The 13,701-nt window shown below is 60.5% G+C and carries 1 protein-coding gene; it reads right to left on the reverse strand.

Going from position 1 to position 13,701, the window contains the following annotated elements:
• Positions 1-107: 107 nt before the first annotated feature.
• A partial coding sequence (locus tag HZB23_08685) for a hypothetical protein (protein ID MBI5844730.1) occupies positions 108-13,701 on the reverse strand: 13,594 nt, incomplete at its 5' end.

Below are 13,701 nucleotides of genomic sequence, written 5' to 3' on the forward strand. Positions count from 1 at the left end.
CCCACTTAACGCCCTTTTGAATTTCCGCGACATGGCCAGAAAAAAACAGCCGGAAAGGCCTTGCGACCTTTCCGGCTGCTGTCAGGCTGAATCAGCCCATCTGAAGGTTATTTCTGGGATTTGAGCTGCTCCTCATACTCGGTGTAGGTGCAGGGCCGGACATCGCTGATGAGATCGGCGTAGGGCATGTACAGGCTGTCGCCGTAGATCTCGATCTGGTTGCGCACGTCCAGCAGTTCCCTGTCCCAAGGATATCCGCCGTTGTAGAAGTCGCCGCCCTCGCGGAGGCGCTCGATGATACCCGTGCCGACCTCGTTTCCAAGGGCCGAGTTGGTCTGGATGGAGGCCTGGTGGTAAGCGCGGGCCATGTCGCCCCTGTGGTTGACGGATATTCCGTTGAAGAGCACGAGGCCCGGAGTATTGGGATTGACGTCAAGGTCCTCTGCCGAGCCGTTCAGCACTCCTGAAATTCCCAGGAGGTGGTCATGGGCGTAAATGTAAAGGGTTCCGCCAATGTTCACGGTGAGCGGGTTCGCCAGGGTGCCGACGAGCTGTCCTTCAAAGTGTGCGTCGGACCCTGTGGTTATTTTGCCGTTGGGGCAGCCGTAAATGTTGCCAAGGTTGGACTGGAGAATGATCTCGTTGGCGACATTGGCGTTGCCGCAGATGTAGATGTTGCCGTAGGGGTTGTTGCCGAACGGATCGTTGTCACCCTCGTTGGGATCATAAGCCCGATCCAGATCGGATTCAATGTAGAGGTTCACGCAGTTGATGGTCTGGTCAACCCACTCGTGCCGCCATGCGGTCCGCTGAACGTCGATGCCGTTCCTGATGTAACCGACGAAATCATCGTCCGGCGGATCGACGTAGACGTCGCCGGTGGCGTGGATCACCGAATTGGTGTAGCCGATGATCAGGCCAAGCTGCTGGTCGGTACGGTTGGTGTTGACGAAGAACTTGAGTGCTCCGCCGCCCAGGGTGACGATGGTGGCTCCGCCGTTGGCGCCTATGCCGTTGGCGTCGCCGCCCATGTAGATGTTATCGCCGCCCAGGACGATGGCCCAGTCGTTCCTGCCGTTCCAGTCGCCGAAGGGGCTGCCCTGGTCACGAACGCCGGTGGTGGTCATGATGGTGGCAAGATCATTCGCGCCGATGATGAGATCGCCCGTTCCATCCGGTGCGGCCTCGGCGTCGGCCATGATTACGATGGTGCTTCCGCCGCCCACCACCACGTCGCCGTCGATGAGGACCGAGTCATCAGCCCTGAGGTCTATGCTTCCGCCCGCCACCATGTCGCCGCCCGCAACGAGGATGATCTCTTCGTCGTGGTTGGTTCCGTCAATGGCTGTATCCAGTGCGCCGTCGGTAACCCCGTCACCGGCGATAACCGTAATGCCGCCGGGGATGTAGGTGAGGACGCCGCTTTCGGTGTACTGCACCCGGTTCTCGCCAAAGAAGGTGGAGCCGGTTGAAGCTACGTAGAGGCCGGTGAGGTCGGTTACGTCGCCAAGGAAGCGCACGTTGTGACGCTGCACGCCTGCCACGTTGCCGTTGTCGGTCGCAACCACGCTAAGGAAGTGGCCGCCTTCGATGCTCAAGAAATCAACCTCGGAGTCAGCCGCTGCGCCGTTGATGCTTATGGTCACGTCGCGCTCAAGGATGGTGGTGTCGGTGCCCGGACGGGTAAGGTCGTAGGCGAAGAACACGTTTCCATCCACCCAAATGTTTCCGTTAAGGCGGGCGATCTTGGCGTCCACATCCAGAAGCGTGGGGTTGGCGCCGTTTAAGCCCACTGTGTTCAAGGTTACCGTGCCCTGGGTGATGAGATTCCCAAGGATGTCTTCTTCGCCTGCGGTGAGAACCAGGTCCTGGGCTCCGGAGACATCTTCCACGAAGGTTATGTCGCCCTTAAGCGAGGTGACGTCGCCGCCGCCTGCAAGCAGCATGACCTCATCGTTGAACAGGATGTTCCTTACTGCGGTTATGGACGCTGCAAGGTTCACCTGGTCATCCGCCGCGAAGGTGACGGACTCAGGAGGCATGGTGTTGCCGATGGCCGCGTTGATGTTGACCGTGGTGCCGGCGTCGAAATTCACCGTACCCGGCATGTTTATGGTGCCCAGCACCGTGGTGGTGATGGCGAGGTCGGCGTCGACGGTGAGTTCGTCAAGCTCGATAACCGCGCCGTTGAAGACCACGTTTCCGCCTGCATCGATCACCATCTGGCGTCCGCCGCCCAAGGCGTATGCGCCGCCTGCCGCGTTGAAGGTGATGTCGCCGGTGGCGTCCATGTCAACGTCGTGGACGAGCCTTGCCGGGCCGTTCACCGTGATGTCGCCGTTCAGCGGCACCGCGTTTGCAACCTGGATGTCGCCGTTCAAGAGGATCACCCCGGTTGCGGGAACGGTGAGGGTGAGGCTGGTCACCGGAGTGTTGTCGCCAACGGTGTCGAGGTTGATGGTGCTCGCCGCGCCGCTGGTGGAAATGTTGAGGCCCGTGGCCACCGTGGAGGAGCTGGAAACATCGTCAACCAGGATAACGCTGTTAACCGCGTTCATGGTGATGACGTTGTCGCCCGCCGCCTCGCTTACAACGATGCCCCGGTTGGCGGAAACATCAAGGCTCGCCACGCGGGAACCCGTCCCCACGTCGCCCATGAAGGTAACCTTGCCGCCAAGGGCCGTTGCCTTGAGGCCCGCAGGCACCGCAGCGCCGTTACTGTTGATGGTTCCGGCGAAGAGCACGTCGCCCAAAAGGCTCGAAACGTTCCAGACCGGGGTCGCGCCGTTGGCAACGCCCACCACCGTCATGTTGGAGTTGATGGACACGTTGTAGCGCCCGTCAACGTCCTCGTTCAGGTTGATGAGTCCGCCCGCTCCTGCTGTCACACCGACCGTTCCGCCCGAGGAAACCTGGGCGTTCAGGTTAATGTTGCTGCCGTTTGCCAGGGTGGCCATGCTGATGTTGCCCGTGCCTTCAGTGCGCACCGGACCGTTGACGGTAAGATTGCCGGTGTTCACTGTCACCGTGATGCCGCCGTCGCCTTCGTTTCCAAGGCCCGGAGCCACAACGATGAGGCCGTTGGCGCTCGTTGTGTCAAACTCGGTGATGACCATGTTGCCCGTCACCGTGTTGGACGCCGTGATGTTGGTGACGTCGGTGTTGGCAGTCATGCCGCGGCCTGAGGTGAGCACCGCGTTGACTGCGGTTATCCTGCTGTTTCCGCCAGCGTTAAGTACTCCGCCTGCCGTTACCGTTGCGGTTCCTCCGGTTGCACGGATGGGCGCGCCGTTGGCAGCGGCATCCAGGTTGCCGTAAACCGTGAGGTTCACGTTGCCGTTGCCGGTGGTGACTCCCGCCGCGCCAAGAATGAGATCGTCGCTCTCGGTGATGCCCACGTTGGCGGTGGCGGTGTTGGCGGTAAGGGTTACCGCAGCCGTCTCCAGGGCATTGGCGGTGCCGATGCCGGTGGAGGCTACGAGGGTCACCACGTTTCCGATAAGGTTCATCTCAACATTGTTGACATCGGCGATCTGGCCTGTGGTTGCGGTGACGCTGATGTTACCAGTCACTGCATCCAGCTCTGCCAGGAAGGCGTCTCCGCCGGCGATCAGCACCAGGTTGCCGGTGTTGCCCTCGATCAGGGCATCGTTTTCCATGATAATGTCATCAACTGCCTGGATACCCACTGCGGTTCCCAGACCGCCACCCTTGCCGGAAACCGTTCCGGTTATGGTGACATCGGTACCGGCCACGGGAGCTCCAACGTTGACATTGTCAATGTTGACGACGCCGCCAGCATTGATGTCTTCCAGCGTTATATTGCCCTGAGCAAGTATCCAGGTGTTCCTGGCACTTTCGATGAGTCCGGTTTCGAGAATGTTACCATTGGCGTAAACAAAGGCGTTGGCATTGGTGCGAACAACGCTCTGGGAATCAATGGTAACGGTTCCGGTTGTTGCATACGGGAAGAAAGCGAGCTGGTTCAAGTCATCACCAGCTGCTATCACGATCTCGCCGTTGACATGGGATGCTTGGAGCTCGGTATTGACCAAGCTGATGTTTCCGCCGCCCAAGAGCCGAATCCAGTTGTTGCCTCCGGCCGAAACCGTAACATCGGTCAAGATTATGGAATCGGCGCCCTGGCGTCCGGCCTGCAGCAGCACGCCGTTGCCCGCAGCAATCGTGCTTTCCATCATTGTCAGGTTGCCGGTGCCATTAAGCTCGGCGTCAGCTATAAGGTTCACGTTTCCGCTTCCGGCCGCGACATCGGCGTATTCCACCCTGATGTCGTCATCAGCGTTAAAGGTCACATTGGTTTCGCTCATGGCCCCACCCATCAGATAGATGGAATCGCCAGCGTCAAAGGTGATGTTGCCAAGAGCCATGGTTGCTCCGTGAGCGTCGATATCGCTTACGGCCGTGTAAGTCACCGTGGTTCCGGCCATTGTGTCGCCCATCACCATGATGTCGTCTCCGGCATCCAAGGCCACTGACGTTCCTGCTGATGTATGACCCACCACCGTAATATCTGTGGCCGCGTCGTAGGCAACGAAGGTCCCGGCTTCGGTGTCGCCGGTCACATCGATGGCCGCAAGCGCGTTATAGGTTACGGACTGGGTGCGGGCCAGGGTATTGCCCCGAACCGTTATATTGTCGCCAGCGTAATTGATGGTGGTGCTTGCAGTGGTTCCGCCCTCTACGGTGATGTTGTCGCCCGCTTCATAAGCTATCGCTCCGTTCAGCGACTCGGTATCTCCCTTGACCTCGATGTCATTGAAGGCGTCGTAAGAGATAAGATCGCTGGCATCGGTATCGCCATCAACGTAGATGTTGGCCCCTGCGTTGTAGGTCAGTGTGGTTCCGGCCTTGGTGTCGCCGTCCACGTAGACTCCGCCGTTTTCCGAATCGTAGCTGATGAAGCTGCCGTTGGTCAGCGTGTCGCCGTACACCGAGATGTTGTCAACAGCGTCATAGGTGAGGGAGATCGCTGCGTGGGTGTCGCCCTCGACCCATATTTGCCCGCCAGCAGTGTAAACGATGTCGCCGTCGCTGGCCTCGGTGTCGCCCACCACCCCGATGGTGCTGCCAGAGGTGTAGGTAATGTTGCTTCCCGCAACGCTGTTGCCGCGAACTTCGATGTCGTCAAGTCCCTCGGTCCCGGCGGTGTAGGTGATGTTGTTTCCTGCGGTGGTATTGCCTTCCACCGTTATGCTGTTTTCCACACCGCCCACATCGGCTGTTGTGTAGGTCACGTCGTTGCCTGCCCGGACGTTCCCCACCACGCTGATGAGGGTGTCGGCCAGAAGGATGACGTTGTTGGCAGCCGAGAGCGAGCCCTCGTCAACGTAGACCGCCGCAGAGGAATCCAGGTAGATGTTGCTGCCCGAAGCCAGGTCGCCGGTAACGGTGATGTCGAAGGCCGGGGCCGCGCCGTAGTTGGTGCTGGCGAGTATGTCGCCCGCCGCGTTCACGTCGTTAAGCACTATGGCTCCCGCCGCGTCGGCCCACAGGTCGTCGCCGGATTCAACGTAACCGGCAAGGGTCACCGGGCCGTTGGCCTCAACCAGGACGCTGTCCTGGCCCTGGGTGCGGATGATGGAACCGGAAGTCTGGGTTACGGAGCCGGTGTTGCCGGGATAGCCCCATGCACCGAAGTATCCGGCGACATCGTCACCGGCGGCCAGCACTATGGGGCCGCTGGTTGCGGAGGACTGGATGAGCCCGTCGTTCAAAACGATGTCCTCACCCGCCATCACCAGTATCCCGTAGTCGACTCCGCCCACGTTCACAAGGCCGTCGGAGGTTACGTTGGCAAGGGTTACATCCATACCGGCAATAAATACGCCCTGGCCGGATTCGATGGAGCCTCCGGTCTGCCTGATATCGCCGTTGCCGTCCATATCCACATCGGCAACCAGGGTTATGCTCCCGCCACCATTCTCCGACGTACCCAACAGTGCGTTCCAAAGCTGGATGTCATCATCCGCCGTGAACTGAATCAGGCCGTTGTCGGAATGCACGGTGCCGTATACGAAGATGTTGGCGTCGTTGGTTACCCTGTTGGCGTCAAAAACAACGTTTCCGCCTGCGCCCATGAGGCCGATCACGTCGATGGACCCGTCGTGCGCCGTCAAGGAAATGTCCTCGTCGGCAAACGTGTCGCCCTGGATTTCAATGTTGTTGCCAGCATCATAGGTAACGTCACGACCGGCCAAGGTGAGACCGCCGACCTTGATGCCGAAGTCGGCAGTGAGGAGCACATCCTGGCCTGCTGACATGTTCGCGAACTTCGCGTCGATATCGCCAGAGGCGTCAAGGTCGATGTCAAGGGTTCCGGCAGCGAGGTCGCCGGTGACCACTATGTCGTTAATGCCTACGCCGTAGTTGGTGTCGGCATAGATGCCCACAGCGGCGGTGACGTTGTTCAAGGTCAGCATTCCGGCTATCGCCGCATTCAGGCTGTCGCCCGCCTCGATGTCGCCAGCAAAGGTCGCCGGGCCGACAACACCCACGACGATGTCGGCTGCGCCCACAGTGCGGATGATGGAGCCGCTGCTCTGGGTAAGGACTCCCTGAACGTCGTACGGGAAGGCTCCGCCGGTTACGCCCGTGACATCGCCTCCAACACCGAAGACTATGTCGCCCAGATTATCGGTGGTCTCGATCAGGCCGTCGGTTATGGCAAGCGAGGTTCCGGCCGTAACCAGGATGCCCAGGTCATAGCCGAACATGTTCCAGGTTCCGTCTGCAATCACATCAGCCATGACCACGTTGACGCCGTTGATCCAGATGGCGTCGTTGACCACTATGCTGCCCGCGTTCTGGACAAAGTCGCCGTTCATGTCGGTTCCGCCGCCCAAGGCGTCGGAATCGGCCCACAGGTTTGCAAAGGCACCCACCACCACGTCGGCGGAAACCGTGATGTTGTCTTCGGCAAAGGCGTTGAAGGTGCCGCCCACGTTGACGGTACCGAAGATGTTGATGTCATCCACCGCGATCAGGGTGGCGTCTCCTCCGGTGTAGAGGCTGCCCGGTATCACCGTGATGGAGCCAGTGCCGCTGGTGAGACCGGCGGTAAGAACCAGTTCCCCTGCGACCTCAGCGGTGAGAAGCACGTCGTCGGTCTCATCGATGTATGCGTTGCCGCTTATATGGCTCAAATCGATGCCGTAAACGGCCGTTTCGATGGCGTCGCCGCTTCCGATATTGACGGCGCCGTCAACGATAAGCCAGTTGGCCGTGATGTTCTCCACCAGACCCGTGGTGGCGTCTATGATGGAGCCGTCGATTACGGTCATGGTCACGTCGTTCGCACCGTTACCGGCATTTATCACGTCCACGTTGATGTCGCCCATCTGGTCGAGGTCAATGTCGCCAGCCGTGGTCTGGATAAGGGCGTAGGTGTTGACATCCGTATCTGTGTCGATTCCGTGCAGCGCTTCTATGGTCAGGGTGTCGCTGGTAATGTTGTTGATGTAGCCGTTGCCGTCGGTGACAGCGCCAGCCTGGTTTTCGATGGCGACATCGTCGTCAAGGGCGGTCACTTCGCCAAGCTCGATGACGTACGGGCCGGTCGTGACGGCCGGGAGGTTGTTGTCCAGCATGATGGAGCCGTCACCGCCCGCGATCACCTGCTTGGCGTACATGTCGCCGTCCTGCACGATGAGCCAGATGAGGTCGAGGGCCGTGGTGGCGCTCTGGACGATGAGATCGCCGCCGCCCACAAGGTCCGCACCCTGGTAGAACTCGATGTCGGAATCTGCGCCGGTGGTGGCCACGTTCAGCGTGACGTCGGTGTCGCTGTAGTTGATGATGTGGATGGACTGATCAAGGCCATCGCTGAAGGCCGTGATGGACGCGCCCGAATCGTCGCTGGAGACAGTGCGGGTGGTGACCGAAATCCAGTCCTGCACTCCGTCGCCGCCGTGGGCCACAAGGTTGATGTGGGTGGCCGTTATGTCTTCGTCGATGGAGAAGTTGGGGTCCCAGATTCCCGACATGCCAAGCCCGTTGGCGGTCACGTTTACGGTGCCGTCAACCGCGTTCAAGGCATAGTCGTAGAGCTGCACGTACTCGGCGGAATCGACGGTGATGGTGCTCGCATCAGCGGTTATGGGCCCGATCACCCTGATGTAACCGGCCGTGGTGGTCTGGGCGAACACGTCGCCGTTTCCGCCTGCGGTCACGGTGTTCAGCCACAGGAAGTCGCCGTTGTCATTGATGACTGAGATGTCGCCGTCGTCAGTGGCGGCGTTCACGATTTCCAGGTTTTCGCCGCCGGTCTGGGTGAACAGGATGTCACCGTGGCCGGTGTGCGAATCATCGCCGATGCTGCCGGAGCTGATGTTGCCAACGTTCACGGGGCCCTGGCCGGTTGCGTCGGAATGCACGTTGATGTCGCCGGTGAGAGTCTGTATCCAGTAGTACGGGCTTGCCAAGTCGAGCCTGCGGACGTCGCCTATGCCGGTTCCGGCGTTAAGGGCTATGGAGTTACCGTCCACCTCGACTGCGCCGTTGATACCCCTGGCGTTTATGGAGCCAGCCGCGCCAAGAGAAACCGGGCCGTTGGCTGCAGTAACGTTGATGATATCAAGATCGTCGGAATCCCAGAGGTTGATGCTTCCGGTTCCGGGCGTCGTGGCCGTCAGGCTGTTTCTGGCATTGATCTCTATGGCCATGCCGTTGGCATCGCCGATGAAACCGTCACCGCTTGCTATGGTGAGCGTAATGTTGCCGCCGATGATCTCATTGGCCCCGTCGGTGGGGTTGGTTTCCACGATGTTGCCCACGCCGGTGGTGGCTGCCGTGATGGTGATATTGGCGTTGGACTGCATCCGGCCCGGCGTTCCGAAAAGGACACTCGTTCCGGCTGTGGCGTCAATATTGCCGGTATCCGATTCGACCAGGCTTTCGACGAGAATGCGCCTTGCTGAGTCGAGGACCAGCGGACCGGTTCCGAGCGCCCGCACGTTGGCGCTGATATCAATGTCTTCCTGGGCGGTGGTGATGGAAACGCCCTGCGCGCCCGTAATGTCTCCGTAAATCTGTATTCCTCCGACAGAATCATTGGCCAGGGTGACTTCGCCTCCCGCCTGAATGGAGCCGCCCACCTCCGTCCGAATCACTCCCGTGATGTCGGTGTCAACCGTAACGTCGCCCACGGTGGCGTAGTCGCCGAAGAAGGTCACGTTGACGCCGTCAATCACGGTGAGGCTTCCTATTCCGGCATCCTGGAAGGTGACGTCGCCGTCGGAATCAACGGTCAGGTTCTTTTCGCCCTGCATATCGCCCACATTCACGTTACCGCCGTTTCCGTCGGTGGTGGTGAGGGTAACGTCGTTCAGAATCGTTATGAGCCCGCCCGTGGTCAGGAGGTTCATATCCGCATCCGTGGTGATGTCACCTGCCAGCAGGAGGCTGTCGCCCGCCGCGTCGAGGGAGTCAACCGTCACGTCGTGCAGGGTCACCGTGCCGTGAGGAGCGGTAACGTCAAAGGCGAAGTCGCCGGTGACTGATTCCGCGATGGTGACGTCGCCGTCCAGCGAGGTGAGCGCCGTGTCGACAAGCAGCGTCACCGGCCCGCCCGCGATCATCATGTCAAGGCCGGACTGGATTAGGCCATTGGAGTTGAAGATCACGCCGTTAATGCCGTTCAGCGTTAGTTCGCCAGTGACGGTCACTGCGTCGTTCAACTGGATGGTTCCGTCATTGGCGTTCACCGTAAGACTGTCAAGGGCCACGGTCTGGCCGATGGAATCGAAGACCACATCGCCGTTCCTGCTGGTCACCGATAGGTCGAAGGCCCCGTTGATGTCCGCGTCGGAGAAGTCGATGTCATCGTTTACGTTGGAGTTGGCCGTGATGGACACGTCGTTCCACAGGTTGACGTAGTTCTGGCCTGCGTTGACGGTATCCTGGAAGGTGATGGGGCCCCAAATCTTTATGTCGCCCCTCAAGACCGACCAGGGGGTGTCGATGGTAAGGAAAACGGGCTCGAAGGTGATGCCCACGTTATCCAGGAAGACCGAGCCGTTGGCCGCATTTACGGTGAGTCCCACGTCAACGGGTGAGTCTTCGGCCTGATCGATGTCGCCGTGGATGTTGACTGCGCCGTTGTCAGAAATGATCACGCGGTCATCGCCGTAAAGCTGCACATCGCCGTTCACGGTTATATCGCCGTCGGCATGGACGTTTCCGCCCAGGCTGACGAGCCCGGTCAGGGTGACATCATCCGCGCCGAAGGCTCCGGCGGTTCCGATGTTCGCGTTGAGATCGATGAGGTTGGCAGCCTGGACATCGAGATCGCCCAGCGGGTTCACAACTCCCACCGCACCGTCGAAGATTGCCCAGTCGCCTGCGGTTACCGTGAGATCATACGGGGTTCCGTCGGTATCAACGGTGTTGGCGAACTGCACGTCGCCCGTAACGCCGGTTACGTTCACATTGGCGGTCAGGGTAAGGGCGTCGTCCACCCACACGCTGGTTCCGGCGTAGAGGTCAGCGCCCAGGTTTATTGCATCCGTGGCGGTGAGTTCGATGCTCCAGAGTGCCGAAACGGTGTCGTAAATATTGATGACGCCGTTGTCGGCATCGAGAAGCGTCGCGCCGCCCACGTTGCTGGTGGCCCCGTTCACGTTGATGGTGGCGTCGCCCGCCGTTGTGTCGGTTACCGCAACGGTCACCATGCCGCCGATGATGTCGTCTGCGATGTTGATGGTTCCCGCAGCCGCGCTGTTGTTGGTCACGCGCAGGTCAACGTTTCCGGTGAGGCTTTCAACCTTGCCGTTCACGTCAATCTGGTCGGTTGCGTCAACCACTATGTCGCCCACAGCCAGCAGGCCGCCGCCCGCGATGGTGACCGTGGCCGGGTCGATGTCGATGTAGCCGCCGGACTGGACTATGGTTCCATCGCTCGCGCCTTCGGTGAAAGCTGTAAGAGCGCTGATTTCCACGTTGCCGGTGCCGGTGGTTACTATCTGGCCGTCAATGGCTCCGGTTCCCAGGAGCACCGAGCCTTCTACGGAGGTAATCGCGATGTCGCCGTCCTGGCTTGTAATTGTCGAGTCGGCGTTCTGGGCAATGAGAACGTCGAAAGAAACGCTCGTGATATCGATGGGCCCGCCTGCAAGGGCAAGGATGTCGCCGTCTATGACGACATCACCGTTGATGCCCAGGATGTTGACGCCCTGCTCGCCGGTGACATTGGCCGCTATTTCCACTCCGTCCATGCCGAATACATCGACCTCGCCGCCTGCATCGACGTTGCCGTCAAGGGTGGCCAAGCCGTTCTGGGCAACAAGATCAACGTCTCCACCGGCGATTATTCCGCCGTTTTCGGAAAGATCGGTCCACGCCATGGCGTCCACCTGCCCGCCCGCCGTGACGAGCCCGTCAAGAGTGACCGAGTCGGTCGCGGATGTCACGTAAACGTCGTTTCCTGCGGTGACTTCCATCAGGGACACCGCGCCGTTGTCGGCAAGCACGATGACGTCCCCGCTTTCGGCCTCGATAAGGCCCGTGGCGTTGACGGAGTCAGCCATCACCATGACGCCGAGATCGCCGTAAACATCGCCGGAAAGGTCGGCAGGGCCGTTGTCGGCGCTAATGAGCACCATGCCGCCTGCGCTGATTCCGCCGTCCTCGTCCACCGCTGTTTCGGCCATAACGGTCACGCTGCCGCCTGCCGCAACCGCTTCGACAAGATTGACTGCAGCGGTGTTGGAAACAAGTCCGACGTCAACCAGGGCCCGAATGCCGCCCAGTTCGTTGAGGGTGGTCTCGGCGGTGACCATCACGCTTGAGCCCGAGCTCACCAGCCCGTTCAGGTCTACGTTGGCCGTCAAAGAAGTTACGGTAACGTCGCCTCCGGCGCTGACATCATCCAAAGCCACTGCTCCGTTGTCGGCGGTGACAACAATATCGCCCGCCTCGGCGTTGAGGGACCCGGTGGCGTTGACGGAGTCGGCGTTAACCAGCACTCCAAGGTCGCCGTAAACATTGCCGGAGAGCATCGCCGCGCCGTCCGTCACGTTGATGGCCACCGCGCCGTCGGAAGCGATTCCACCGGCTTCAGTCACGCCCGTAACCGCACCGATCCCAACGTTGCCTTCTGCGTCGATGGCCCCGGTGACCGCAACCGTGCTGGTCGCGGAAGCAAGGGTCACGTCGCCGTCGGCGATGATGCCGCCAAGCTCGTTCACAGCGTTCTGTGCGTTGACCGTTACATCATCGCCTGCCGTGATGAGGCCGTTCAGCGTGGCAGTGTCGCTTGCGCCCACCGTCACGTCGAATCCCGCGTTCACAGCCGCAAGGGCCACCGCGCCGTTATCGGCCAGAACGTTGACATTGCCCGCCTCGGCGTTCAGGGAACCCGTGGCGTTCACCGAATCGGCCGTCACTGTCACACCCAGATCGCCGTACACGTTGCCCGAAAGCGTCGCAGGTCCGTCGGTGACGTTGATGGCGACCGTGCCGTCGGAAGCGATTCCACCGGCTTCAGTCACGCCCGTAACCGCACCGATCCCAACGTTGCCTTCTGCGTCGATGGCCCCGGTGACCGCAACCGTGCTGGTAGCCGAATTGAGGGATACTTCGCCGTCAGCTGCTATTCCACCAAGCTCGTTCACCGCGTTCTGGGCGTTGACCGTTACATCGTCGCCCGCAGTAATCAGGCCGTTAAGGGTGGCCGTGTCGCTTGCGCCAACCATAACGTCGAAGCCCGCATTCACTGCAGCAAGGGCCACAGCCCCGTTGTCGGCCATCACGTTGACGTTGCCCGCCTCTGCGTTCAGTGAACCGGTGGCGTTTACAGAATCAGCAGTTACCGTCACTCCCATGTCGCCATACACGTTGCCCGAAAGCGTCGCAGCGCCGTCCGTCACGTTGATGGCGACCGTTCCGCCCACGTTGACCTGTCCGCCTGCCAGGGAGTTGAAGCCCGTTCCGGCGTTCACGTCAAGGCCGCCTATGCCGGTGGAAACCACGTTGGTGGTTCCGCCAAGTATCACCGTTCCGGGGTTACCGGAAGTAAGGGTGATGAGGCCGTTGTCGGTGGTCAGCGAGGAAGCCGCCGCGCCGCCTATATTGATGTTGCCCGTGGTGGCGGCAATCGTGATCACGCCTTCCGTAAAGGCCCGGATGTCGCCGTCAACCGCCACGTCGCCGGTGTTGGAGGTGAGAAGAACTCCACCATCGCCGGTGATGTCGTTGTTGACGTCAAGCCCGGTCTGGGCCACGGTGGTGACAATGCCGCCTGCCTCAATCGCGCCGTCAACCGTGACCGTGGAAAGGGCGGAAGTCAGCGTCACTGCGTCGCCGGCAATGATTCCGCCGTTCTCATCCAATGCGGTGGAAGCGCCCACCGTTACATCGTCGCCTGCGGTCACGAGACCGTTTAGGGTAACGGCGTCGGTCTGGGAAACCACAGTCACATCAATGCCTGCGGTCACTGCGGCAAGGGTCGCCGCGCCGTTGTCAGCCCACACGAAAACGCTCCCTGCTTCGGCGTTCAGGGAACCCGTGGCATTAACCGAGTCAGCCGTCACCGTCACTCCGAGATCGCCGTACACGTTGCCGGTAAGAGTCGCAGCACCGCCGCCAACGGTTATGGACACCGCGCCGTCGGAAGCGATTCCGCCGGTCTCATCAACTGCGGTTACACCCATAATGTTGACGTTGCCCTCGGCGTCTATCGCGCCA

This window comes from Deltaproteobacteria bacterium, from assembly GCA_016235345.1.
GTDB lineage: Bacteria > Desulfobacterota > Desulfobacteria > Desulfobacterales > Desulfatibacillaceae > JACRLG01.